The organism is Pseudoalteromonas sp. NSLLW218, from assembly GCF_015864775.1.
Lineage (GTDB): Bacteria > Pseudomonadota > Gammaproteobacteria > Enterobacterales > Alteromonadaceae > Pseudoalteromonas.
Window position 1 is genome coordinate 69,724 of the sequence record NZ_JADYWO010000012.1, and the last position, 26,583, is coordinate 96,306.

The following is a 26,583-nucleotide window of genomic DNA, read 5'->3' on the forward strand; positions in this document are numbered from 1 at the left end:
ACGTGTCGCTACCTACGTTAAAAAATTCTTATTTAGAACAACTAAATAGCGAGTTTTTTGCCTAGCTATCAACACGTTTTCCCAGCCTTAAAATAGATCACTTAATTAAGCGAATTGGTATAAATATAAAGCATAAAAAAAGCACTGACCGTTATTAACGCTCAGTGCTTTTTTAGTATCTATTTATTGTTGTTAAACTGGCTACAACAATAATTAATCTTTAAATTGCTTATGGCAATCTTTACAGCCTTTAGCCCATGCGCCAAAAGCTTTACCAATTACGGCTTTATCGCCCGATTGAGCAGCTAACGCTAGCTTATCTGCATTTGCTGCAAAAGCATTCGCTTTTTCAACAAATGTTGCATTTTCAGCCCAAACAGCAGCAAGTGCAGCTGTGTCGCCTTTATCTGTCCCTTCGTAAAACGCTTCCCATGGCATTTTTGAAAGTGCAGCAGCGTTGTTAGCACGCATTTTAAATTGCTCTGCGTCAAAAGGTACTTTACCTTTTAGCATTGCGCCCATGTCACCAATTTGTACTGAGATCATTGAAAACGCTGCTTGGCGGTATTCAATCGCGTCACTTGGTTCTTTAAATGCAGAATTTGCCGATACACTAAGTGCACATGTAGCTAATGCTATACCTGCTAATACTTTTTTCAATTTCATGTTTGCCCCTTTTAAAGTAATTGTTAATCCTGTTCTATATTAGCTTCTTTGAATGTTCAAGTTAATATATGTGCTTAATAATTGTTTCTTTAACTAAGCATACAACGATTACTCTATCGTTACATCTATTGTCTTTATTGTTAATGACTGTAAACACCTCGTTGTTATTTTTATTCCTGTTGTGTAACGTCACACCATCATAAAAATAACTAACAAAGAGAGTTTATGAAAAATAATATTTTTAAAATGTCAGCATTGTCTGCTGCAATAGTGGTTTCACTTTCTGGTTGTGGAAGTAGTGATGACGATAATAAAAACAGCGTACCATTAGTTACTGACGTAGCGCCTAAAGCGAGCGATGTAGTTGTTGTAGATTTAAAACAATGGCTCCCTGTTACTGCAGAATTTAAAGCCAGCGATAACGATGGCGATGCTCTTACATTTAGCTTCACTGAAAACGGTGAAGAAGTGGTTGCAGAAGATGGCGTATTCACATTTAGTCACGGTACTCTAACTGTAGAGGGAACATCATTTACTTATGTTCCAATGACGGATGATGATGCAGTTATTGATTACACTGTAAACGCAAATGGTAAAACGGCTTCTGCGCAAATAAGCATTTCAGGAGTTGTTGGTGACCCATTAGCAAATCAACAATGGCACCTAAATAATACAGGCCAAAAAGCATACTCATTAAGCGATGAAATGAAGCAGGGCTTAGTTAATTTATATGTAAATCTATTTGGCGATACAGAAGAAGAAGCGCAAGCAGATGTTGATGCTAGTTTTGCTAATGCAGAAGCTACAGGTTTGGTTGCTGGTGAAGATATGAATGTAACAGCCGCTTATGCTCAAGGCGTTACAGGAGCTGGTGTAACTGCTGTTGTTGTTGATTCGGGTATGGAAATTCGCCACGAAGATTTAGTAGATAACGTATTACCAAATCGTTCTTTAAACCTTAACGCTGAAGCGCTAGATCGTACAGACCCTACAAGTACATCAAACAGTGGTGACCACGGAACAAGTGTTGCCGGCTTAATTGCAGCAAAAGGTTGGAATGGCAAAGGCGGCCGTGGTGTTGCACCTGATGCAGGCTTAATCGGTATGAACTACCTTGGTGGAGATAAAGTAGCACAAACTGATTTACTTGCTCATGGCTTCCCTGGTAGTGGTATTAGTACGTCTGAAAATATTTCAGCCTTTAACCGTAGTTACGGTATTACGTTCCCTACGTTTATCGGTTATTCAGAGCTAGATGAAGCAATTGAGTCTTACCCTAACCTTAACCTTCGTGACGGTAAAGGTGCGCTAAATATGAAATCTAGCGGTAACTCATTTGAAGATGGTGGCGATGAAGGTTCTTTATGTGCTGACAATGGTGCAAATGACTTAGGTTTAACTTGTTATAATGGCGCTTTTGAGCCAAGCCAAGGCCACCCTTATTATTTAAGTGTTGCTGCAGTAAATGCTAATGGTAAACATACTAGCTATTCTACAGCGGGCGCTAACGTAATGGTGTCGGCTCCAGCGGGTGAGTATGGTCGTTTTGCTCCTGCAATGGTAACAACCGATCAAATGACTTGTATTAATGGTTATTCAGGTTTTAATGGTGGTTCTATTGCAGCATGGGCTGCTGCTTACGGTGAAGAGTTTGCTGCAAGTCAATATCCATTTAACTACCCAGGCCATGCAGACAATGCAAGCTGTAACTATACTTCAACGTTTAATGGTACATCATCTGCTGCGCCAAATGCATCGGGCGTGGTATCGTTAATTCTTTCGGCTAATCCAGATTTAACATGGCGTGACGTTCGCCATATCCTTGCATCAACTAGCACTTTAATAGATGCAGATAATGCTGCTGTTAAATTAACAGTTGGTGAAGGCGAATTTGTTGCTCACGACGGTTGGATTGAAAACTCTGCCGGTTATAACTTCAATAACTTATATGGTTTTGGTCGTGCTGATGCTGGAGCTGCGGTTTCTATGGCGAAGGCTTACGATGTTTCTTTAGGTGAACAAGTTATTACTCAGTGGAGCGGTGTTGGTTCAGTAATTGCTGAAGACGCACTTGCACTAGAAATTCCAGATAACAGTGCAACGGGTCTTACACAAGAAATTGAAGTGACTGAAGAGCTAAGCATTGAAGCAATGCAATTTAAGTTTGATGTAAGTAATGCTGAAATGGGCTTTGGCTTAAGCGATGGCACACAAACTTCAGCCGGAACAGATTTAGCTATAGAAGTTACATCGCCAGCGGGTACAAGAAGTGTATTACTGTCATCTAAGCAAGCTTTATTCTACCCAGCATATAGTTTCACTAGCAGTTGGAGTGTTGGCTATATACTAAAAGATGCAGTAATGCTTTCAAATGCGTTTTATGGTGAGTCGACTAAAGGCACTTGGACAGTTCGTTTACTAGATACGAGCGCAGATAGCTATGCACTTAGTAAAGGTGATGACAATGGTTTAGGTGTAGTAGGTATTAGCAATAATAGTTCAGCAAGTGTTTTAGAGGGTGTGTCTTTACGCGCATTCGGTCACGCAGGTCAAGAGTAAGGATTATGAAAATGAAAGTTAATAAATTAATCGTATTAAGTGCTGCTGCGTGTATTTCTTTAAGCGCTACGGCAAACACAAGCTTTGATAAAGAGCTTCAACTACCAAAGAAGCAAGCATCTAGCTTAAAGTATACTAAAGCTGATTTTGGTTCTTATAAAGTAGAGAGAAATTTGAGCCTAGTACCATCAAGTGTTGCTGCCGATGAGCATGTAGTTATGCAAAAAGGCGACATGGCGGTTGTTAATGTTGCAAGTACATCTGATGTAGTAACTAAAGGGTCATTAGTTCGTAATATTCTTACTAATAACTTAAGTTCTTTATCGGGTAATATTACGGTACTTTTAAAAGATGGTATTACTGCTAGCGACATTGCTGCAGCGGCTGGATTAAAAGTGGTGTCTGTATTTCCTGGTACTAAGATTGCCGTTTTAGCAGTGAATGATGGACAAGATATTTTAATTGCAGCAGAGCAGTTAAATGCTTCAGGTTATGCTAAAGAAGCTAGAATTGAAGTGCTAGAGACTATTTATACTGCACAATAAGTTATTTTATTAAATAAGCTTATTTAATAAAAACCCCGAGTAACATTAGTTGCTCGGGGTTTTTTATAAAAAATTAATCATTTATATCAATATCTGCAAATATCATCCCGCGACGCATGCTGCGGGTTGCTAAGAATACCTCACCAAGTAACGACATAAATGCACATATAAGCAATGCCATCGCTGCTACAAAACAACAAGCAATGGTCACGCTTAAGTTAATTGATTGAATGTGCGACAAGAATAAAAACATAACCACAGCACATACAAGTAAGGCACTTAATACGCTTAAGCTGAAAGCAATATGTATACATCGAGATCTTTTTAATAAGGCGCGCAGCTCTGTTGCTAGCGACTTATTAAAATCGTCATCTGTATTTACTTTTAATCTTCGCTCAAGTAAGCGCGCTCTGTCGGTAATTCGTGCTAAGCGATTAGATAAAACACCTAAAGTTGCTGCTATACCTGTGATTAAAAATACGGGAGCAACGGCCGTTTGAATTACTTTTGCCATAGTTAAAATGTTAATTACTTCGCTATTCATTACTACCCTTAATCAGTTGAGCTTAAAAGTGATTTATATATCTACAGAGTACCTGATGTAGGCTTATTAAGAAAAGAGGAATCACGTTGATTTATTTTACATAGCTTCACAAACTAAATCACAACACAGGTTATTTTTAGGTATATTTAATTACTTAATAAAAAATAAAAATATAACAAGGACTTTGACTGATGAAACGTACCCCATTCGCACTCGCTGCACTATCACTCGCTATTTTAAGTGGCTGTAACCAAGCCCCAGAAGAAACTCAAAAAAATAATACACAAGTTAAAACAGTTCAAGTAGTCCAAGCTGTTGCCCCGGTTGCTAAAAAAGTGCCACATGAAATGACTATTCATGGTGATACACGTATAGATGATTACTATTGGCTGCGTGATGATGAACGTAAAGCGTCAGAGGTAATTAACTATTTAGAAGCTGAAAATACATACACTGATGCAATGCTTGCACATACTAAAACGCTACAAAGCGAATTGTTTGAAGAGCTAAAAGGGCGTATTCAAAAAGACGATGATTCAGTCCCAGTTAAAAACGGTGATTATTTTTACTCAACGCAAACACGTGGCGATAACGAATACACTACTTACTTACGCAGCAGCGATTTTGCAGGTACCGATCAGCAAGTTATTTTAGATGTAAATGAGCTTGCTAAAAACCATGATTATTATGCGGTAAGTGGCTTAGATGTAAGCCCGAATGGCAATTTAATGGCTTATGGCGAAGATACTGTTAGCCGTCGTATTTATAGCATAAAAATAAAAGACTTAACTACCGGTAAATTACTCGAAGACACACTTGAAGGCACTAACGGTGGCATTGTGTGGGCAAACGATAATAAAACGGTTTACTACATTAAAAAAGATTTACAAACTCTACTAGGTTACCAAGTTTATCGTCATACATTAGGTACACTGCAAGCTGATGACGAGCTAATATACGAAGAGACTGATACCAGTTACTACATGGGTATGAGTAAAAGCAAAGATGAGTCAGAAATTTATATTTGGCACAGCAGCACGGCCGCATCAGGCGTATCGGTATTAAGTGCTGATGATACCAAAGCAATGCCTAAACGCTTAATTGAACGCGAAGCAGGGCTTGAATATGGGATTTCTAAACTAGGGAATACTTACTACATTGTAACTAACTTAGATGCTGTAAATTTTCAGCTGATGAAAGTTGATATTGATAAAGCAAGCGACAAAGCAAATTGGCAAAGTGTGATCCCAGCGCGCGATAATATTAAGCTCGAAGGCATTGATTTATTTAATGACTACTTAGTTTACCAAGAACGTGAAATGGGCCAATCAAAGTTGATTGCGCGTAATTTAAAAACGGGTAAAGAGTTACCGCTGAGCTTTAACGACAGCGCTTATACAATTGGTACTTATGGCAATAACGATATAGATAGCAGCACGCTACGTGTTTACTACACAAGCATGACCACTCCAAGCTCATCGTACGATGTAGATTTAACGACTGGCGATAAAACGCTTCTTAAGCAACAGGTTGTATTAGGTGATTTTGATGCTGACAATTACGCTTCAGAGCGTATTTTTGTAACAGCACGCGATGGCATTAAAGTACCAGTAAGCTTAGTTTACCGTAAAGATACGTTTAAAAAAGATGGCGCTAACCCGCTACTGCAATATGGTTATGGGTCGTACGGTGCAACCATGGATCCAACGTTCTCAAGCTCACGTTTGAGCTTATTAGACCGTGGCTTTGTATTTGCAATTGCTCATGTTCGTGGCTCGCAAATGTTAGGTCGTCCTTGGTACGAAGATGGTAAGCTACTCACTAAAAAGAATACGTTTAACGACTTTGTTGACGTAACTAAAGCATTGGTTTCTCAAAAGTATGGCGCAAAAGATGAAATATTTGCGTTAGGCGGCAGTGCTGGTGGCTTACTAATGGGCGCAGTGGCAAACCAAGCGCCTGAGCTTTATAAAGGCATGGTTGCTGCGGTACCGTTTGTAGATGTAGTTACAACGATGCTTGATGCAAGTATTCCGCTTACAACAAATGAATACGGTGAATGGGGTAACCCAAACGAAAAGGCGTATTACGATTACATGCTGTCTTATTCGCCATACGACCAAGTATCTAAGCAAGCGTATCCTAATATGCTAGTAACGACTGGCTTGCACGATTCACAAGTTCAATACTTTGAACCTGCAAAATGGGTTGCTAAGCTGCGTGACTATAAAACTGATGACAATAAGTTATTGTTTAAAATAGATATGGAAGCAGGGCATGGCGGCGCATCGGGACGCTTTAAACGCTTAGAAGATACCGCGCTAAACTATGCATTTATGCTTGATTTAGCGGGTATTAAAAAGTAATTAATTTATATATTTAAAATAAATAAAAAATGTAAGGTGCTTTTTAAGAAAGCACCTTTTTTTGTGGCAAGTTAAAGCTAAACATAGTGCCTTTACCAATTTCACTTTGTACGTAAATTTCGCTATCCATCAGTTTTAATAACCCTCTGCAAATAGCCAATCCTAAACCACCTTGCTGGCGCCCTTCTTTATTTGAGTTGCTTGCTTGGTAGTGCGGGTCAAAAATAGCATTCAGCTCATCTTCTTTTATGCCTACACCAGTATCGGATACATGCACAAATAGTTGATTATCGTCACTGCGTTTTACATGTACGGCAATGCTGCCGCCGCGAGGAGTATGCCTAATTGCGTTATCAATTAAGTTGCTTAACACGCGCTCTAATTTAGCTATATCGGCAACCACAGGGAAATCACAAATTGCGGGCTCTACCGATAAACTAATACCTTTTTTATCAACGGCTAAACTGAATTTTGCGATGCAATCGTAAATTAGCTCACCTAAATTAAAGGTTTCTTTGTTTATGCTTATTTCGCCATTTTCTAAGTGAGCAAGCTCAAATATTTGCTCTATGAGTAGCTTTAATTGCCCGCAATTATTAAGCGATACCTGCAAGTATTCTTGCTGCTCTTGTTTACTTAGTTGTTCACCCGACTGATTTAATACTTCTAAAAACCCCTGCAAGGAGGCAAGTGGTGTACGTAGGTCGTGCGAGAGATGAGTTAGCAACTCTTTGCGTTGTTTATCGCCTTGTTCAAGCGCTTTAAACTGCTCGTTAATACGCGTTAACATGGCTTGAATACTTCGCCCTAAACTATGCACTTCGTTACTTTTATGCGTTGAGTAGTTACTTAGCTTGGTGTCGGTAAGGCTGTAGTTTGCGGCTTCAATATTACTAACATCGCGTGCTAAGCGCTGAATTGGGTTGGTAAAAAAGCGTAGCAAAATTAGCATCGCAATAAATAAAAATGCGAGTGTAGAGCCAAGCCATAAAGCGGCTAGCCATAACTTATCATTATTTTTTACAGTGCTTAGTGAGGTGTCGTAAGCCTCACCACCAATAATTACATATAAATAACCTTGTAACTTATCGTGATTAAATACTGGCGCGGCTGAAAATATTTTTTGTTGCTCTTTATTACGAGGATTATCACCATAAATAGGTGCAGCGCTTGGGTCGTTAATCAGTCTTTTTAAAGGCGTTAAACTAATATGTGTGCGTTTAACTTTACCCGGCTTTGCTGAGTAAGTAAGAATTTTTCCGGTTTCGTCTACAAAATAAAATTCAAACGCCGGGCCTAATAACATTAAGGTATGAAATAGGTTTTCAAGCGCTTTATAGTCGTAAACACCTTCTTTTATTAATGGATTATCTTGTACTAAATGCTCAGCTAACGCTAAGTGCAGGTTTTGTTCTGCATGGTGCTTTGAAGTCAGTTCTAATTGCTTGCTCCAACCGTAAACTAGGGCACAAATAAAACAAAAAATTACGACGAGCGATATAGCTAATTTTTGATACAAAGATAATTTCATAATAGGTGTCTTAATTGAGTTGGCTAGGGTTTAGTTTGTAACCAACACCCCAAACTGTTTCGATGATAGGCGCTTGTTGGTGTTCTTCTAGCTTGGCACGTAAGCGGTTTATATGTGAATTAACCGTGTGCTCGTAACCACTGTGTTGATATCCCCATACTTTATCGAGTAATTGTTGGCGACTAAAAACATGATTAGGATGGCGTGCAAAGTAAACGAGTAAATCAAATTCGGTGGCTGTAAGGTTAAGGGCTTGTTTGCCTAAATACACTTGGTGCGAACTAAATTCTATATTGAGTGAGCCTACATTTAGTATTTGTTCGCTATCAACGGGAGAGTTGTCGTTATTTTGGCTAGCGAGTAGCTGTGCTCTGTGGCGTAATTGGGTTTTTACTCTGGCTTGTAATTCGCGTGCAAAAAATGGCTTACAAATATAATCATCAGCGCCCATTTCAAGGCCAATAACTCTGTCCATATCGCTACTAAGCGCGGTGAGTAAAATAACGGAGGTAGTAGGGTAATGCTCTTTTATTTTTCGGCACAAACTCAAACCATCCATTTGCGGTAAGTTTATATCGAGTAAAATAAGTCCGTAGGGATGCTTGGCTATTTTTTTTAAGGCAAGCTCTGCGCTTACAACATGATCAACATGTAAGTTAAGCGACGTTAGCTGTGTGGTAATTAACTTACCTATTTCTCTGTCATCTTCTACTACTAATATTTTTTCGTGACGCATGTATTACCTCGTAAAAAGGGGGGCATCCGTGCTCCCTTACTTCCCCATTACAAGCTGGAACGTTACTGCGTGCGCGTAATTACTATTTTCGATACCGGGTTATCAAACTTATGTTCAACACCGAGTGCTGATGTTGATAATCCATCTTGATTTGAAACAATGCCTGGGTGCATTGTTATTATATCGGCAGTATCGTCACGAATTTCGTTAAATCCTTCGCCGCTAGCGGCAGGACCTGGCACAGTTTCAGCTGTTTCTGTGTTTGCTTCCGTACCAGCATCATAAGCAACGGTTGTACTCATTAGCGAGTCACCTACTTCTAATGAAGATACATCTACAAGACTAAGACCGGTAAATGTGTCATTTGTATTCCCAAGCATTGCAGCAAATGACAAATTAAGCGTTTCTTGGTCTTCAACAGAGATGATTACTGTGGTTGTCTCACCAGGACCAATGCCTCCTTCAGCTGAAACAGCAGCAAGTGCACTTTCGTAACTTAGGTATTCTTCATTTGCGCCGCTTTCTGCAAGCATTTCTAAACCAACAGAGGCTGTTGTACCGAATGTCCAAGGTGCTTCATCTTCAAAAGCAATGACAGAGAGTGGTGACAAAGGCTGTCCTGCAGTTAAGTTACTAAAAGTAATAGTAAACTCATTGATTACAGGTTCTACAACAATAGGTTCAACAACGACCGGCTCTTCAACCACTGGGTCGTTATCATTATCGCTACACGCTGCAAGTGTGGTTGCAAGTGCAAGCACTAGTAGACTTTTTTTAAGGTTGTTAGCAGATAACATAGTCATGCTCCTACTTAACTGTAACGGTTAATTGTGCCACTGGGTTTAACCATCTGTGTACTGTATTACTTAAATCGCTATTGCCCGCTTCTAAATCGTCATCACCTAAGCTACCAGGGTGAATATGGATACTTGTATTTGTATCACCACTTAATATACCTGTACCGCCAGTGCCAGCGTCGCCACCTGGAGCCGCAGGAATACCCGGAGTACCTGGAGCCCCAGAGCCCTCAACTACAAGCTCATTGTTTTGTTCTGTGCCTGCATCGTAAGCATTTAAATTAATTGTGTAAGTGCCTGCTTCTGTTGGAATTTTCCAGCTGTTTAAACCTACAAAGCCATCATTAGTTGGCAGCATCATTGCAGTTAAAGATAAGTACTCGTTACCGTCGGTTGTTGTCAGTGTTGCCGTTGTAGATGCGGCTGGTGCAAGTAAACCTTCAGCTGGATTTGCAGCCATGTCACTACCTGCAGCAGTAGCTTGTGAAACTAGCTCTGCAATATTGCCGCCTTCAGCCATTGTTTGTAATGCTGTAGAAGCTTCTGTTGCTACTTCAAATAGTGTGTCTTCGTTGTTGTGTGCTGTAATTAATAACGGGGTAAAGTGAATACCCTTGGTTAGGTTAGTAACTTTTAAGTCTAGTTCTGCGGCCACAGTCGATTGGCTAGCTGCCGCTAAAAGAATTGCGATTGTTAATGTAGAAGCTTTCATTATTATTTCCTGTAAGTGATGATTCGAGCTAAGTATTGAATAATCGTCTCCAGAAACTCTCACAAACTTATCACTTTTTTATCACAAGATTTCACGCTGTGATTTTTAAAGGTAAATACGTTGGTTGATTAGTAGACATTTGTTTAGTTAAGAGGCAACATACATAAAACAAAAAGGAGCGTGTTATGGAAGAAAATCAACAGGTTGAACCAGTTAATAAAGATGAGCGCATGTGGGCTATGTTATGTCATTTAAGTGCACTGGCAGGTTTTGTTATGCCGTTCGGCTCAATTATTGGGCCATTAATTGTGTGGTTAATTAAAAGAGATGAAATGCCAGTTGTTGACGTGCACGGTAAAAAGGCGCTTAACTTTCAAATAACGATGGCAATTGCATATGTAGTTTGTTTTTTACTGATGTTTGTAGCGATAGGCTTAATATTACTACCTATAGTGGCAATATTTTCGTTTGTGATGGTAGTGCTAGCAAGTATTAAAGCTAACGAAGGTAAAGAGTTTAATTACCCGCTGAGCTTAAATTTGATAAAATAAACATACAGTTTATTTTTATACCAATTGAATAAATTAGTGAGTTATTTAATACGCTAGAATGATTATGTTTTTAATAAAATTGGTATTATAAACCCAGCTATAGGCTGGGTTTTTACGTTTAGCCATAAGGGCATTATGCTTTATCTCACGTTATTTATTAGCGCATTTATATCTGCCACATTATTGCCCAGCTCTTCTGAGGTGATAATGGTGGGAATGATTGCCCAAGGTAAAGTTAACTTATGGCTTATGTGGTGCGTCGCAACGCTTGGAAATGTATTGGGAAGCTGCGTTAATTACTGGTTAGGCACGCAGGTATTACGTTTTAAAGATAAAAAATGGTTTCCGGTATCGCAAAAAGGGCTTGATAGCGCACAAAAGCAATTTAATAAATACGGTGTGTATAGTTTGTTGTTTGCTTGGTTACCCGTTGTGGGAGACCCATTAACGGTGATTGGGGGAATATTTAAAGTACGCTTTAGTATGTTTTTATTACTAGTAACACTAGGCAAAGGCGCGCGCTATTTAGCGGTTATCGCCCTTGCCGTAGGATTCGAAAAGCTTTTTTAAATAAATTTTTTAAGGCCTTATTTAGCCCAATCGAGCGTTAACGACACTGAGTCGGCAAAACGCAGGGCATGTGGTTTATCAACACGTGCTTTAGCGTAATGAACACTTGGGTGTGAGTGACAAACTGCAAGAATTTCAGCCACTAATTTTTCGAGCAGTAAAAAGTGGCCTTGTTCTACTAAGCTAATTACTTCTTTCGTGATCACTTTATAATTAAGTGCTTGGTCTACTTCATCTGTTTTACACGCGTCATCAGCAGGGTAATGAATTTCTAGATTGATCACTACATCTTGCTTTTTCTCACGCTCATCGGGGTTAAAGCCAATAAATGTACGCAGGCGCAAATTAGTAACGTTAATAATTGCATTAGCCATAGGGTTAACCTTTTATAAGCTGCAAAAATTCGTTACGTGTTTTAGGATCGCTTCTAAAGTTACCTAACATTACTGATGTACGCATGCTTGAATTTTGCTTTTCTACACCACGCATCATCATACACATGTGTTTTGCCTCAACAATAACGCCAACGCCTTTAGCGCCAGTAACTTCTTCGACTGCTTTAGCGATTTGATGAGTTAACTGCTCTTGAATTTGAAAGCGACGTGAAAACATATCAACAATACGTGCAAATTTAGACAAGCCTAATACTTTACCGTTTGGAATATAAGCAATATGGCAACGACCAATAAAAGGTAGTAAATGATGTTCACACATAGAGTAAAGCTCTATGTCTTGCACTAAAACCATATCGTCAGCATCAGACGTAAATACTGCTTTATTGGTTATCTCATCAAGCGTTTGGCGATACCCTTGTGTTAAATATTCCATTGCTTTTGCGGCACGTTTTGGCGTATCAAGTAAACCTTCGCGGTTAGCATCTTCACCTACAGCAGTAATTATTTTTTGGTAACTTTCTTTTAACTCGTCATGCATAAGTTTCTCAGTCTAGTGTGTTCTACTTTAAATGGCGTCCGCCATCAACAGGCAAGGAGCGCCCTGTGATGTAGTGGCTTTGTAATAGTAAATCAATACTATTGATAATTTCTTGGCATCCGGGTTCAATGCCCATTAATGATTTTTTGAGGGTTTTAGCTCTATATTGCTCGTCATCATGTTCATTAAAAATAATGAGTGATGGAGCAACCGAGTTTACCTTTATATTTGGTGCATATTTAGCGCTGAACGATTTAGTTAAGTTATCGAGTGCCGCTTTACTTGCTGCATAAGCTAAGTGCTTAGGGCTACCTGTTTCGACTACATAATCAGTAAGGTGAATTATATCAGCAGGTGCTTTAGCACTTTGTTGATAGTTTAAAAGCAGCTCAGCGCACATTAAATTAATTAAATACGGTGTTTTAGCATGTATACGCATCATGTTATCAAACAGTGCTGCAAAGTCAGGATTGTTAGCTTCGCAGTCCCAGCTTGATGCATTGTGAACAATAGCGCGCAGTGATGTTGTGTGCTTTTTAAGCGTATGTATAAATGTGTTTATACCGTCGTCGGTACTAAAGTCGGCATAAATACACACAGCACCTTGTTGCTCTAATGCATCAACAGCGTCGTGGCGAGTACGATACGTAATAACAACAGCTTGCCCTTGAGCTATATAATGCTGAGCAAGTGCTAAACCAATACGTTGTCCTGCGCCGGTAATTAAGATGGGCGATGTCATATAAGGCAGTGTTCTCTTTGGCGGGTAACTTATACCAATATTATTAAAACAAGATCGATCTATCGCTATTTTCTTAGGGCCATAATAGATCACTAATTTAACGCAATAGGTATTATAAAATTCAAAGCGTTAATTTATTAAAATATACGCAGTTTATTAGTCTGTCGATCAAAAAAGCAATTAATCCTCAAAGGGTTAATTGCTTTTCTCTTTTACTAAACATTAATCGTAAATTGTTGGAATAGGTTGGCGCTTATGTTGTGTACGCGTGTAAATACTTACAAGCTTTTGTTCAACATCTTTAGAAACAGATTTACCTTCTAAAAAGTCATCAATTTGCTCATAGCTCAAACCAAGTGCTTCTTCATCTGTTAAGCCTGGGCGGTCACTTTCTAAATCAGCTGTAGGTGCTTTATCTACTAATAAAGCTGGAGCACCGAGCGCAGTAGCAAGTGCACGCACTTGGCGTTTTGATAAACCAAATAGCGGAGCTAAATCGCACGCGCCGTCACCAAATTTAGTATAAAAACCAGTAATGTTTTCAGCACTATGATCGGTACCTACTACTAAACCTTGGCAAAAACCGGCTATTTCGTATTGAGCAACCATACGTTGGCGCGCTTTAACATTACCTTTAATAAAGTCTACTTGCGCTTGCTCAGGCAGTGCTTCACCACAGCCAACTACGGCAGCTATCGCTTGCTCATGCAGTGCATCAGCAGCAGGTTGTACGTTTACGGTTATACGTTTACTTGGTTGAATGAAATCAACAGCTAGTTGCGCTTCGTCTTCATCGGCTTGTATGCCGTAAGGTAGGCGCACAGCAATAAACTGATACTTGTTTGTGTTTTGCTCTTTATTTAGTTCGTTTACGGCAAGTTGACATAAGCGACCGCAAGTTGATGAGTCAACACCACCACTAATACCCAGTATTAACGATCGTGAGTGAGCAGCTACTAAACGTGCTTTAATAAAAGCAACTCGACGAGTTATCTCAGCATTTACATCAATCGTTGACTGAACCTTCATTTCAGCCATAATTTCGGCGCGCATTGCCAGCTCCTTATAAAATTTAATATGTGATACGCAATAAACTTATTATGTGATTTAGTTTTAATTAATTAAAGTTTTAAATGAGCTTTTATTCTGCGAAGCTCTACTTTTAATTCTTCTACTTCTGCAAGTAAATCACTCAACTCTTTGTCTTTAATTACTTCGCTTGGTAGAGCAACAAAGGCATCTGCGGGATTATTTCGTTGTTCGCCAAATAAATGAATGTATCGGCTGTCGCGTTTACCAGCTTCTCGCTCTAATTTACGCGTATACTCGCTTTCAATCAGTTTATTGAGTGCTGTTTCTACTTCATTTACGTTATTAAAATCAGCAAGCCTAGCGCTGCGGGTTCTTAATTCACCAGGGGTTTGGGCGCCGCGTAAAAGTAACAAACAAACAATGGCACGTTGCTGAGCAGAAAATTGCAGATTACTAAACTCAGTGTTGCAAAAGCGGTGGTCGTATTTATTTACGCGACCAGAAAGCCCTTCATCTATAGTTACCAAACGCATGTCTATTAGTTCATCAAGTGCGTTTTGCACGTCACTATCTGTAAGATTTAACACAGGGTCGCGATTAGACTTTTGGTTACATGCGTTCACTAGAGCGTTTAACGATAGCGGATAATGCTCGGGCGTTGTGCTTTGTTTTTCTAGTAAGCAACCAAGAATACGTTGTTGATTTGCTGATAACTGCATAAATAATCTCAAATTAGTAAGCGTATTTTATTAGCTTACACCTTTATTGGATACCAAGCCATTGCTGGAGTTTAGGTTTTAGGGCAGCTAAATCGAGCGGCTTACTTAAATAGTCGTTCATGCCTGCGGCTAGGCATTTTTCTTTATCGCCCTGCATGGCATTGGCTGTAAGTGCAATAATAGTAATATTTTCATTACCCTTACCCGCATCGCCTTCTCTAATGGCTTTAGTGGCTTGGTAGCCATCCATTTCGGGCATTTGGCAATCCATTAAAACTAGCTTATATGGCTTACCTTGTTTTGCATTGAGTTTTACAATTGCCTCAAGCCCATTTTCAGCAATATCAAAAATCACACCTGCTTGCTTTAATAGAGCCGAGGCAACTACTTGGTTTATTTTATTGTCTTCAACGAGTAGTAGTTGTGGCTCTGATGAATCGAGTACCGGTGCTTTAGTTAGCTTGTTTTGCAGCTGTGCTTGTTGCTGCTGTTGTTCAATGTATTTATCGTTCGTGAGTGAGTCAAACAAATCAGAAGGTGTGAGTGGTTTGAAAATCATACAGTCGACTTCCATACCTACTTTAGACTCCTCAGGTGAATAACTCATTGGCGCCATAAGAACTAACTTGCAACTATGCATATTTATAAAGTTTTTAAGCGCAGTTATATGCGTTTGCGGCGCTTTTTCAAAAAAGTAGTAATCAACTAAAATAGCTTCAGGGTGGGTGGTTACATTATTTAAATAATCATCAACCACGAGATAGTCACGTAAGCAATTGACCTTTGCACCCCATACCGTGAGTTGTTTGCTGGCTGTATTTGCATTTAACGAGCACTCATCAATAATTAAAATATGTTTGTTTTTAATTAAATGACTCGGTAAATCTTGTTCTTTGCTTAAGCGAGGCTGTATTTGTATTGTGAAAGAAAATGTACTTCCTTCACCTTGCATACTGTTTACGCTTACTTCACCGTTCATTAGCTCACACAGTTGTTTTACTATGGCAAGGCCAAGCCCTGTACCTCCAAACTGGCGTGTAGTTGAGGTATCTGCTTGTGTAAACGAATCAAATAGCGACGCTTGTTTTTTAGGGTCAATACCAATGCCAGTATCAATAATCGAACATTGTAGGAATGAGCCATCAGTTGTTTCATCCACTTTGGCAGTAATAACGACTTCGCCATCAATAGTAAATTTAACGGCGTTGCCAATTAAGTTATTCAAAATTTGGCGTAAACGGTTAGGGTCACTAATTATTTCGCTAACTGTAATTTGAGTGGCATCTAAAATAAGTTTTGTATTGTTTTGCTCTACTTTTAAAGCAAATGACTCAACCACTTCTCCTAATAACCGTGGCAGATTAAATTGCACGTTTTCAATATCGAGTTTACCGGCTTCAATTTTAGAAAAGTCTAATATGTCGTTAATTATATTAAGTAGAGATTGAGCTGATGACTGAGCAAGTTCGATATGATGCTTTTGCTGCAGATCTAATTGAGTTTGCTTAATTATATTAAGCATACCTAAAACCCCATTCATGGGGGTGCGAATTTCGTGGCTCATACTTGCTAAAAATTCACTTTTAGCTTCAACCGCTTGTTCAGCAGTTTCTTTGGCGGCAACCAGTTTTTGTTCGGTTTCAATTCGTTGCTGGCTGGAGTGCAAGCTGCCTATTAACGCAGCAACGGCAATTAAAAAGCTTTCTTCATTTTTAGACCAGTAGCGCATAGATTGGCACTGCTCTGCAGAAACGACCCCTATGGCACCACTTCCTGCTGGAATGATTACGCACAGCATTGATTTAATCTCGAGTGGCATTAAATACTGCTCTTTAATTGGTGCAAGTATTGGGTGCTCTAGTGCATCGGGTGCATTAAACACTGCTTGATGATCTATTGCATTAAAAAAGCCGGGATTGTTTTTTCTTAGCCAAATAGAGTCAATTTTGTCACTGGGCGAATGTTTGCTATGTATAGCAAAGGGACTTAGTTGAGACTTGTCTTCATTAAAAAACCAAATACTGGCACGTTTAATATCGAATGCTTGGCAGATTGCCTTAGTGATAATATCTTTCGATTGGCTAAGTTGGCCATTTAATATTAATTTATTAACGGTGAGAGAAGCTAAAATTTCGTTATGTAATGCGGTTTTATTGTTTTCTAATTCAATTTTTTTACGGGTATCAATATTCTGTAGTGAGCCAAAAATACGTGTGCATCGTCCATTTTTTCGTTCTGCTTCACCATGTACGAGTACCCAAACAGATTCGCCTTCTTTATCCATTACTTCTAATTCAACTTCGTAGCTTTCACCATACTTTATGGCTCGCTCAATTAAAGGCTGAATTGTTTCTCTGCTGGTGCCTTTTTTAAAGTAATTTAAATCTTTAGGCCATTCTGGTTGGTTATTTAATGGGTGTTTAAATAGTTTTTTGGTCATATCAGACCAATACACTTGTTTAGTTTCTAAGTTAAATGACCATGCGCCTATTTGGGCTAGATCACTCATTGCTTCAAGCATTTTTTCATTTTGTTGCTGACGATTAAGCATTTTTAAAAAGAATAAAAAGGCCCAAATTAATAACCCGCAAATAATAATAATCGATAACCGAAGTGGCCATACAGCTGAGTTTGGAGGGCTCCAACCTATTTTAGGTGCAACATAAAGTTGCCAATTCCCACCTTGAAAGCTTAATGTAAACTCAAGGGGGTCTTGATCTGTTATATTTTGATCACCATAAAAAAACTCCCCTTTTTTGCCTAGCCCATGTCTGCCTTGTAAAGCGACGTTATACTCTTTTTCGAGCTCATAAATACCCGAATTTTTGTAGACTTTATCAATATTAAGAACAACTGAGAGTAATCCCCAAAAGCGATTCTCTGGAGGTACGTAAACAGGAACTCGGGCAATAAGTGCAATGTCACCTTGAATTAATTTTAATGGACCAGCCATAACTATGGTATTTGTATCGCGGGCTCTAATTGCATCAGCGCGTTGGTTTTTTTCTTCTAAGAAGTTTAAACCGAGTGCTTTTTCATTACCTTTTAAGGGGTAAGTCATGCGAATTACCATATCGGGAGCGCCACCAATATTACGAAGCTCATTTGAGGTTTTAAATAGCGGTTGAGCAATTTGTTCAAATTGTTTTTGCTTTAAATTAGGCTGTGCTGCGACGGCAACCCCTAAGCCTCGAACTAGTTGGATATTAGAAACTAAAATAGATTCTAATTGAGCACGATAGGTACTTACTTCAGAGAGTATTTGTAACCTATGTGCATCTTTTACACGATTATAGTTAATACGATCAAGAACGACACCAACTAGTACAGTTAGCGTAAGCGATAACCAAAAGGTCAGCTTAAAGTTATGAACATTTGTTTTGTTATTAGTAGACGGTGGCATTAGCTACATCGTGGCGTTAATTTAGGCAAATTAACTATAGCTAATTTATGACATAAATGAAAACGGCGCATTAACAAATGCGCCGTTTTATTTTTATAATTAGTAGTTTAGCTATCGCTAACTTCACGCGCCCAATTATTTTGCTTTGCTACATGTAGCTTGCGGTAACCATCAAGTAGTGCCGCATGCTTTTTAAAGCCTTCAAGCGATAAACCAGGGAAAGTTAAACCGTTAAATTGTTTTTCACCTTCGGCAATTTCAATAGCGAGCGTTACGTTATTAGCGCCAAACATTAAGCCTAACGCATCTTGGTAATCAGCGTATTGGCGCTCGTCATCATATTTTATTTCTAAAATAGCTTTTAAACAGCGAAAATGACGCATTGCATCTTCGTTTACTTGGCCCGTATGAAGTATCCAGTCAACCCAATCAATGGCTTCTTCGCTGCCTGCGGCTAAACATAGGTGCGCTTTAAGTTCACCTATACGCAGTGTGTGCCATGGTGTGTCGGCATCGGTTGCTAAACCAATAAATTCTGCGGCGCGGATAATATCGCTATGACCTGCTTCTTCTAGGCTGTCGTAAATTTCCATCCATTGCTCTGCATCGTACTGATCAAGCGATAGGAATGCTTCGCGAAATTTTGCGCCTTCGTTGTTGTTGCGCCAAATAAGCTCATCAACTGGATAAATATCTGACATGCCTGGTACTAAAATACGACATGCGTATACGTTTAGGTGCGTGTAATCCATGATGTATATATCGTGATCCATGCTGTGAATCAGGTCAGTACAGAAGTTATACTCTTGCTCTGTTGTGCCGCTAAAGTCCCAGTGTACAAATTCAAAGTCAGGTTTTGCACGGAAGAAATCATGCGAAATCAAACCGCTTGAATCAATAAAGTGCAGTTCAATGTTCTCTGGTGTTGCTACTTCATCGTTATCAAATGTTGCAGGTTGGAATACATCTAGTTGATCTAAACGACGACCTTGTAGTAACTCTGTAACTGTACGCTCAAGTGCAACTTCAAATGATGGGTGAGCACCAAAAGAAGCAAATACAGAGCCATCAGTTGGGTTAATAAGCGTTACGCTCATTACTGGGTAAATCCCCCCAAGTGATGCATCGGCAATACGTAAATGAAAGCCATGGCTGCGAAGCTCTTCACACGCTTCGTGAATTTTAGGATATTGTTTAACAACGTCTTCAGGCACGATTGGTAAACAAATGCCTTCGGCGATGATGCGGTTTTTAATAGCGCGTTCAAATACTTCTGATAAACCTTGTACGCGAGCTTCAAACTTCGTGTTACCTGCGCTCATACCGTTAGATACAAAAATATTACCGATAACGTTTACCGGAATGTATACGTCTTGGTTATCGCGTTGGCGAGTGTAGGGCAGGGTACAAATGCCACGATCAATATTGCCTGAGTTAAAATCAAAGAGATGTGATGCGTTAAGTTCGCGCTCTGGGTCAAAGTAATCCCATAAGCTTTCATCCATAATTCCTTGTGGTACTTCGTCGCCTTCAACTTTAAACCATTTTTCGGTTGGGTAATGAGTAAACTCGCCATTGGCAAATTCTTCACCTAGATAAAAGTCTGCAAAAAAGTAGTTACAGCTTAAACGCTCAAAGTATTCACCGAGTGCTGAGGCAATAGATGCTTTGTCGGTTGCGCCTTTACCATTGGTAAACATAACACCGCAGTCACTGTCTTTTATATGAACCGAATAACAGTTAGCTACAGGGTTAAGCCAAAGCGCTTCTTCAACATTAATGTGTAGGGCTTCAAGCTTGTTTTGCATGGTAGAGATTGACGATTCTAGGTCGCGGTCTTTACCTTTGATAAATGTTTTTTCAGTCATATTGATCTCAACTAGTTCTGCACGATGTGTGGAGCTGACATTATCGTGGATTTTGATGTTTATTTCACCCTTTGCGAGCAAGAACATTATTATTTAATAAAACTATGGTTATTATATGCCCTTAACGCTTGGTCAAAACGTGCAAAGGAAAGGTTGATGTTTAAAGTAATCAAACGCTTGTTATTATTAATTGTGATTTTAGGGCTGGCAAGTACCGCCGTTGTTTATGGTGTACTTAGTTTAAGTTTACCTGCCCTTGATGGAAACGGACGTAGTAACGCGGTAGTAGATCCTGTAAAAATTTCGCGCGATGCACTAGGGCAAGCAGTGATAAATGCAAATAGCCGAAACGATGCAGCCTATGGTTTAGGTTATGCGCATGGGCAAGACCGATTTTTTCAAATGGATTTACTAAGACGTAATGCCGCAGGCGAGCTAAGTGAATTATTTGGCGAAGCCGCGTTGGGGCTCGATAAGGAAATGAGTTTTCATCAATTACGTAAACGCAGCCAAATTATTTTACAAACGCTGCCTGATGCCGATAAGCAATTACTTAAAAGTTACGCTCAAGGTGTAAACGAAGGCTTAGCGCAAGTAGGGTATTCAAGCTTTGAATATTTACTAACCGGTGCAGCACAAAAGCCATGGCAAAGCGAAGATAGCCTACTTGTGATATTTAGCATGTACCTTGATTTACAAAGCGCCACATTTGAGCGCGACCAAGCACTTATTCAAATTGAGCAAGCGTATGGTAAGCAAATGGTTGATTTTTTAACGCAACCGAGTAAGTACCAAGCCGCACTTGATGGCAGTAAATTAGCGCCTTATAGTGGCGGCATACCTACTTTGCCAACTCAAACACAGCATACAGTTAAAAGTATTGAAGCCAACCAAGAGCGCGGCAGTAATAACTGGGCTGTTACGGGAACGCTTACTAAAACAGGTGCTGGTATGGTGTCGGATGATATGCATTTATCGATGGCAGTACCTGTAATTTGGTACAGGGCACAATTAAATTACATGCACAGTGGTGAGCAAACTCAGGTAACCGGTGTATCGCTGCCCGGAGCGCCTGCTATTGTAGTGGGCACTAACAATAATATTGCATGGGGGTTTACTAACGGCTATTTAGATACAGCCGATTGGATTGCATTAAACGATAACAGTAAAACATGGCAAGTTGATGAGCCAATTGCATTACCCGATGGGGAGGTCGAAAACTACTCATTAATACTCAGCGAATACGGACCTGTAAAATACATTAACGAAAAACCTTATGCACTTAGCTGGGCGGCACACCAGCCTTATGCCGTTAATATGCAGTTATTAAAATTAGAGCAAGCCAAAACAGTAGATGATGCACTTGCTGTCGCAAGCGATGTGGGAATACCGGTGCAAAATCTAATGGTGGTCGACAGCCAAGGTAGCGCAGCGTGGAAGCATATGGGCGGTATACCAGCGCGTAAAACGCCAAGTGAGCTTGGCGTAAATGCCGATGACTACTCAGCGCTTTGGCAGCAAAGCGAGTTACAACGCCCGTTTGTTAAAAACCCACAAAGCGGTCGATTATGGACTGGTAATTCTCGCGTGGTGTCGGCTGAAGATAATACCCGTTTTGGTAATGGTGGCTATGCACTCGGTGCACGTTCGAGTCAAATTCGCGATAGATTATTTGAAAAACAAACATTTGCAGAGAGCGACTTTTACGCACTACAGCTCGATAACCAAGCTCGCTTTTTAATGCCTTGGCATGCTCTGTTATTAAAGCAATTAAACACCGAGCAAACTAAAAATCAGCAATATATAACCGCGCTCGAAAATTGGCAGCAATGTGCATGTTCAACCTCCATAGGGTATACCTTAGTTAAGCGCTACCGCGATGAAGTGATTAATATTTTATTTAGTAATATTGAAAGCCAATTAAATAAACAGCAAGGAACACTAAAATACGTAAAACGAGGTTTAGAGCCCGCAGTTTGGCAGCTTATTAACAACAAACCCGACACATGGTTAAACCCACAATTTAAAAGTTGGGATGCGCAATTACTCGGTGCATTTAGCCAAACTGTTACTAAGCTTACCGAGCAATTTGGTAATAACGTACAAAGTTGGCAGTGGGGCAAGGTAAACGAGCTAGTAATAGAGCATCCGTTTGCAAAGCAAATTCCCTTACTTGCTAAGTTTTTAAATATGCCTACAGCACAAGGTTTTGGCGATAGTTACATGCCCGCCGTACAAGGGCGTAGTTTTGGCGCATCGCAGCGCTTTATTGCTCAACCAGGTCATTTAGAGCGTGCAATTTTAGCTATTCCGGGAGGGCAATCGGGGCATCCGTTATCTGAATTTTATAGAGCGGGTTTTAGTGACTATGTAGAGGGCAAACATACGCCTTTATTACCTCAAGAATTAATACATCAAATAGTAATAGAGCCTACGCGATGAACTAAAGTATAGCTAAACACGTTCTATATAATCACTAATAAAACAACAGAGAACTAAAATGAAAAAAATACTACCCGCATTAATAACAGGTTTATTACTAAGCACTACAGCGCAAGCCGATGAAGGCCCAGTAACAGCACAAAAATTAAGTGACCATGTATACGTACTATTTGGGCAAGGCGGTAATATTGCAGCAAGTGTAGGCGATGATGGCATTTATATTATTGATGATCAGTTTGCCAAGTTATCAGATGATATTAAAAAAACGATTAGCGATTTAAAACCAGGCAGTGCAGAGTTTGTTATTAATACGCATCATCATGGCGATCACACCGGCGGCAACGAAAATTTTGCTAAAGCGGGTGCGCACGTTATAGCACACGACAATGTACATAAACGTTTAGAAGAGCAGCATGGGGAAGGGTCAGACTTTTTACCGCGCATTAGTTTTGGTCACGATTTAAAACTGCATTTTAATAACGAACACGCCCATGTGGTGCATTATGAGCATGCACATACCGATGGCGATTCAGTTATCTTTTTCAGTAACGACAACATAGTACACATGGGCGACATTTACTTTAATTTTGGTAGCTTACCGTTTGTTGATGTAGATAGCGGCGGTAGCGTTAATGGTATTTTAGCGGCAGTAGACGATGTAGTTAAACAAATTGACGACAACACTAAAGTAATACCAGGACACGGTAAGGTAAGTGACCGTTCAGGACTAATAGCGTATGGTAAGTTAGTTCAAAGCGCGAAAGATGTGATGCTAAAAGCAATGCAAAATAATGCAAGCTTAGAGCAAGTACTTAAAGCCGATCCATTGGCAGAACTTGGTCTTGAATACGCTGGCTGGTTACCAAAAGAGAAAGTAACCACACTCTTTTACCGCAGCTTAAAGTAGTACATCTAAAGTAAAAAACATGATACAAAGCTGAATGTATTTTAAAGTGCATTCGGCTTTTATTTTCTTATGCCTAAAGGAGTTGTGTATGTCGGCAGAAAAAACCCATCTTGAAATTTGTAACTTAACCAGAGAGCAATATCCGCAAATTAAAACCTTGATGGATCAAGCGTATCCCGACTTAGGTGGTGCGTGGCCAAGTCATACCATTTTTAGATTAATAGACCAATTTCCTGAAGGGCAAATAGGGATTGTAGATGACGGCGTGCTGGTGGGCTTAGCGCTGAGCGTGCAAGTTGATTACACACGCTTTTCAAACCCGCATACATACGAAGATATTGCAGATGGCCACGACCGTGTATTTAGCGATACCGACGGCGATGCGCTATACGGCTTAGATGTTGCTATTAGCGAAACTCACAGAGGCATGCGCTTAGGTCGTCGCCTTTATGATGCCCGTAAAGAACTGTGCCGCCAATATAACCTACGCGCTATTTTAGCGGGTGGGCGTATTCCACGTTATTTTAATCACAGTAGTGAAATGACGCCAATGGAATATATTGCAAAAGTAGATCAGAGAGAGTTGTACGATCCTATTTTAAGTTTTCAGTTATCTAACGATTTTCAGGTAAAGCGTTTACTTAAAAAGTACTTACCAGAGGATCAAGAGTCAGTTGGTTACGCCACTTTACTTGAGTGGAATAACATTATGTATGAACCAACCGACACAGTGCTTGAGTCAACTAAATCAATCGTGCGTGTAGGTGCTGTGCAATGGCAAATGCGTTGTGTTGAATCGGTTGAAGAAATGCTAAAGCAGGTTGAATACTTTGTAGATACCGTATCTGACTACAAAAGTGACTTTATACTATTTCCTGAATTTTTTAACGCGCCATTAATGGGTTTAGGAAATCAAAGCAACCAAACTGAAGCGATTCGTTATTTAGCCGAATATACCGAAACGTTTAAAAACGCGATGTCGCGTATGGCAATAGAATACAACGCCAATATAATTACTGGCTCTATGCCACTTGCCGAAGATGATAAAATTTATAACGTGAGTTATTTATGCCACCGCAGTGGTAAAATAGACGAGCAACGTAAAATACATATTACCCCGCATGAGCAAAACGATTGGGTTATTCAGGGCGGCGATAAAATTGCTGTATTTGAAACCGATGCAGGGCGTGTAGGTATTCAAATTTGTTATGACGTTGAGTTCCCTGAATTATCACGCATATTGGCCAAACAAGGGTTAGATATTTTGTTCGTCCCATTTTGGACAGACACTAAAAATAGCTACTTACGTGTTCGCCATTGTGCACAAGCACGTGCAATAGAAAACGAATGTTATGTAGTTATTGCAGGCTCGGTAGGTAATTTACCACAAGTAGAAAGCCTTGATGTCCAGTACTCACAATCGGCAGTGTTAACGCCTTCTGATTTTTCGTTCCCGCACGATGCAACACTTAACGAAGCCACACCTAATACAGAAATGCTGTTATTTAGTGACCTTGATATGGATAAGTTAAAAATTCTTCACAGCGAAGGCACAGTGCGTAACTTAAAAGACCGCCGCGAAGATTTATATGAAGTTATATTGAAAAAGAGAGATGTTTAATGGCGTGGATTTATTTGGTTATTGCCGGTTTACTTGAAATTGGCTGGCCGATAGGTTTAAAAGTTTCACAAAATCCAGATACTCGCTGGCAGGGTATCGCAATAGCGGTGGCATTTTTAGTTGCTAGTGGTTTTATGTTGTGGCTCGCCCAAAAGCAAATATCAATGGGCACCTCATACGCCGTATGGACAGGTATTGGCGCTGCAGGTACGTTCTTAGTGGGTATATTGTTTTATAACGATGCCGCTACGTTTGGCCGTATCGCGGGAGTATTAATGATTATTAGCGGTGTGATAATGCTAAAAATCAGCTCTTAGAATCAGTTATTAAAACTATAAAAAATTATAACAGCGCAGGTGTAAAAGCCTGCGCTGTTATATGCTGCCATTAATACGGTAACATTACCAAAATAGCGGCAATAGCAATGAGTATTAAGCCTGCAGTATCTTGTTTTTTAAGTGGCTGTTTTAACCAAAGTACGGCAATTAGCATGGTAAAAAATACTTCAACCTGTCCAAGTGTTTTAACGTAAGCAACATGTTGTAAGCTCATTGCACTAAACCAACCAATAGAGCCGACACAACTAAAAACACTAATTGCGGCTGTAGTGCCTTTGTATTGCCACAGTTTACTGAGTGTTTGCGGCTCTTTTAATAATAAATAGCCAAGTAGTATTAGCGTTTGTAGGCTGATTACAAACAGTAAAACCCAAGCGGCAGAATGTGGGAATAGTAACCCTGAATTTAAACTCGCTTCTCGTACCCACAGTGAGGTAAGTGCAAAGCAAGTACCACAAGCAAGGCCTAGTAATGCTGTTTTAGCATTAAAGTGTTTAACGCTTGTTATGCCACTGAGCAGCAATACGGCAATAGCGCCAAAAAATACACCAAGCCAACCGAGCAGAGAAAGTGCCGAGCCAAAAAATAACACACCTAAAATAGCGGCCACTAACGCCTCGCTTTTGGCAAGACCAGCACCTACAGCGTAATTATTCATTTTAAACAACTTAACCATTAAACCGGTAGCAAGTATTTGCATAACACTTGCGCCTACAATAAATCCCCAAAAGGCATTATTAAATGTAGGCATGGTGGTATCTTGATATTGATACAAACCATATAAATACACGGCAGCAATAGGGCCTGCAATAATAAAGCGGGAGAGGGTTACGCCAGCAACACTCACATCGTTACTTAATTTACTTTGCAGGGCATTACGCCATGCTTGCATGAAAGCGGCTAAAAAAGTGAAAAATATCCAGGTCATGATTGTCATCGTTAAAATGTAAGGCAGTAAAGTTAACAAGCTTTGTGAAGTAAAGCGATGCATTAACCGTGAT

23 protein-coding genes are annotated in these 26,583 nt (G+C 39.8%); 9 read left to right on the forward strand and 14 right to left on the reverse strand.

What is annotated here, in order from left to right; genetic code table 11:
• Positions 1 to 213 precede the first annotated feature (213 nt).
• The gene (locus tag I6E80_RS17085; RefSeq protein ID WP_024598794.1) at positions 214 to 666 is read right to left on the reverse strand and encodes a cytochrome c; all 453 of its coding nucleotides are present in this window, start codon (positions 664 to 666) and stop codon (positions 214 to 216) included.
• Positions 667 to 891: 225 nt separating this feature from the next.
• On the opposite strand from I6E80_RS17085, the gene I6E80_RS17090 reads away from it, so the two are divergent.
• Both I6E80_RS17090 and I6E80_RS17095 read left to right on the forward strand, forming a co-directional pair.
• A complete protein-coding gene (locus I6E80_RS17090) occupies positions 892 to 3,225 on the forward strand; it encodes a S8 family serine peptidase (protein WP_197186062.1) in 2,334 nt (777 codons plus the stop codon).
• Positions 3,226 to 3,236: 11 nt separating this feature from the next.
• Positions 3,237 to 3,770 carry a hypothetical protein gene (locus I6E80_RS17095; RefSeq protein WP_024598796.1) on the forward strand — a complete coding sequence of 178 codons (534 nt, stop codon included), beginning with the start codon at positions 3,237 to 3,239 and terminating at the stop codon, positions 3,768 to 3,770.
• Between the two features lie 73 nt (positions 3,771 to 3,843).
• Here I6E80_RS17095 and I6E80_RS17100 read toward each other — a convergent pair whose 3' ends face one another.
• The gene (locus I6E80_RS17100; RefSeq protein WP_024589627.1) at positions 3,844 to 4,314 is read right to left on the reverse strand and encodes a DUF2721 domain-containing protein; all 471 of its coding nucleotides are present in this window, start codon (positions 4,312 to 4,314) and stop codon (positions 3,844 to 3,846) included.
• Between the two features lie 191 nt (positions 4,315 to 4,505).
• On the opposite strand from I6E80_RS17100, the gene I6E80_RS17105 reads away from it, so the two are divergent.
• Positions 4,506 to 6,680, forward strand: coding sequence for a S9 family peptidase (locus I6E80_RS17105; RefSeq protein WP_197186063.1), 2,175 nt, complete (start codon positions 4,506 to 4,508; stop codon positions 6,678 to 6,680).
• 43 nt (positions 6,681 to 6,723) lie between these two features.
• Here the strand turns inward: I6E80_RS17105 and I6E80_RS17110 are convergent, their stop codons facing one another.
• From I6E80_RS17110 to I6E80_RS17125, 4 genes are all read right to left on the reverse strand, one after another.
• On the reverse strand, positions 6,724 to 8,211 hold the full coding sequence (locus tag I6E80_RS17110) for a cell wall metabolism sensor histidine kinase WalK (protein WP_197186064.1): 1,488 nt from the start codon (positions 8,209 to 8,211) through the stop codon (positions 6,724 to 6,726).
• Between the two features lie 10 nt (positions 8,212 to 8,221).
• Complete coding sequence (locus I6E80_RS17115) at positions 8,222 to 8,947, reverse strand: response regulator transcription factor (protein ID WP_182712523.1); 726 nt, start codon at positions 8,945 to 8,947, stop codon at positions 8,222 to 8,224.
• A 62-nt stretch (positions 8,948 to 9,009) separates the two neighbouring features.
• The gene (locus tag I6E80_RS17120; protein ID WP_024598799.1) at positions 9,010 to 9,744 is read right to left on the reverse strand and encodes a spondin domain-containing protein; all 735 of its coding nucleotides are present in this window, start codon (positions 9,742 to 9,744) and stop codon (positions 9,010 to 9,012) included.
• 10 nt (positions 9,745 to 9,754) lie between these two features.
• Positions 9,755 to 10,456, reverse strand: coding sequence for a spondin domain-containing protein (locus I6E80_RS17125; RefSeq protein WP_170072739.1), 702 nt, complete (start codon positions 10,454 to 10,456; stop codon positions 9,755 to 9,757).
• A 185-nt stretch (positions 10,457 to 10,641) separates the two neighbouring features.
• Here I6E80_RS17125 and I6E80_RS17130 point away from each other — a divergent pair, with 185 nt between their 5' ends.
• Positions 10,642 to 11,007: a DUF4870 domain-containing protein gene (locus I6E80_RS17130; protein ID WP_024598801.1), complete on the forward strand. Its 366-nt coding sequence runs from the start codon at positions 10,642 to 10,644 to the stop codon at positions 11,005 to 11,007.
• A 135-nt stretch (positions 11,008 to 11,142) separates the two neighbouring features.
• Positions 11,143 to 11,577: a YqaA family protein gene (locus I6E80_RS17135; protein WP_010554546.1), complete on the forward strand. Its 435-nt coding sequence runs from the start codon at positions 11,143 to 11,145 to the stop codon at positions 11,575 to 11,577.
• Positions 11,578 to 11,594: 17 nt separating this feature from the next.
• Here the strand turns inward: I6E80_RS17135 and folX are convergent, their stop codons facing one another.
• From folX to ycaO, 7 genes are all read right to left on the reverse strand, one after another.
• Complete coding sequence (gene folX, locus I6E80_RS17140) at positions 11,595 to 11,951, reverse strand: dihydroneopterin triphosphate 2'-epimerase (protein WP_007377309.1); 357 nt, start codon at positions 11,949 to 11,951, stop codon at positions 11,595 to 11,597.
• Positions 11,952 to 11,955: 4 nt separating this feature from the next.
• Positions 11,956 to 12,510: a GTP cyclohydrolase I FolE gene (gene folE / locus I6E80_RS17145; protein ID WP_024598803.1), complete on the reverse strand. Its 555-nt coding sequence runs from the start codon at positions 12,508 to 12,510 to the stop codon at positions 11,956 to 11,958.
• A gap of 22 nt (positions 12,511 to 12,532) precedes the next feature.
• Positions 12,533 to 13,252, reverse strand: a complete 720-nt coding sequence (gene folM / locus I6E80_RS17150; RefSeq protein ID WP_170072740.1) for a dihydromonapterin reductase — start codon at positions 13,250 to 13,252, stop codon at positions 12,533 to 12,535.
• Between the two features lie 222 nt (positions 13,253 to 13,474).
• Positions 13,475 to 14,305: an ammonia-dependent NAD(+) synthetase gene (gene nadE / locus I6E80_RS17155; protein WP_197186065.1), complete on the reverse strand. Its 831-nt coding sequence runs from the start codon at positions 14,303 to 14,305 to the stop codon at positions 13,475 to 13,477.
• 68 nt (positions 14,306 to 14,373) lie between these two features.
• Positions 14,374 to 15,003: a YceH family protein gene (locus I6E80_RS17160; protein ID WP_024598806.1), complete on the reverse strand. Its 630-nt coding sequence runs from the start codon at positions 15,001 to 15,003 to the stop codon at positions 14,374 to 14,376.
• A 43-nt stretch (positions 15,004 to 15,046) separates the two neighbouring features.
• Positions 15,047 to 18,406 carry an ATP-binding protein gene (locus I6E80_RS17165; protein WP_197186066.1) on the reverse strand — a complete coding sequence of 1,120 codons (3,360 nt, stop codon included), beginning with the start codon at positions 18,404 to 18,406 and terminating at the stop codon, positions 15,047 to 15,049.
• A 107-nt stretch (positions 18,407 to 18,513) separates the two neighbouring features.
• Complete coding sequence (gene ycaO, locus I6E80_RS17170) at positions 18,514 to 20,274, reverse strand: 30S ribosomal protein S12 methylthiotransferase accessory factor YcaO (RefSeq protein WP_197186067.1); 1,761 nt, start codon at positions 20,272 to 20,274, stop codon at positions 18,514 to 18,516.
• Between the two features lie 156 nt (positions 20,275 to 20,430).
• Between ycaO and I6E80_RS17175 the strand changes: the two genes are divergently transcribed.
• The 4 genes from I6E80_RS17175 (at position 20,431) to I6E80_RS17190 (ending at position 25,561) form a co-directional block, all read left to right on the forward strand.
• Positions 20,431 to 22,716: a penicillin acylase family protein gene (locus tag I6E80_RS17175; RefSeq protein ID WP_197186068.1), complete on the forward strand. Its 2,286-nt coding sequence runs from the start codon at positions 20,431 to 20,433 to the stop codon at positions 22,714 to 22,716.
• Positions 22,717 to 22,774: 58 nt separating this feature from the next.
• Positions 22,775 to 23,623, forward strand: coding sequence for an MBL fold metallo-hydrolase (locus tag I6E80_RS17180; protein ID WP_024598810.1), 849 nt, complete (start codon positions 22,775 to 22,777; stop codon positions 23,621 to 23,623).
• Between the two features lie 88 nt (positions 23,624 to 23,711).
• The gene (locus tag I6E80_RS17185) at positions 23,712 to 25,244 is read left to right on the forward strand and encodes a carbon-nitrogen hydrolase family protein (protein ID WP_076925558.1); all 1,533 of its coding nucleotides are present in this window, start codon (positions 23,712 to 23,714) and stop codon (positions 25,242 to 25,244) included.
• Complete coding sequence (locus I6E80_RS17190) at positions 25,244 to 25,561, forward strand: multidrug efflux SMR transporter (RefSeq protein WP_197186069.1); 318 nt, start codon at positions 25,244 to 25,246, stop codon at positions 25,559 to 25,561. The genes I6E80_RS17185 and I6E80_RS17190 overlap by 1 nt, the downstream gene beginning before the upstream one ends.
• Positions 25,562 to 25,631: 70 nt before the next feature.
• On the opposite strand, the gene I6E80_RS17195 is transcribed toward I6E80_RS17190, so the two are convergent.
• The gene (locus tag I6E80_RS17195) at positions 25,632 to 26,510 is read right to left on the reverse strand and encodes a DMT family transporter (RefSeq protein ID WP_171972337.1); all 879 of its coding nucleotides are present in this window, start codon (positions 26,508 to 26,510) and stop codon (positions 25,632 to 25,634) included.
• Positions 26,511 to 26,583: the final 73 nt, after the last annotated feature.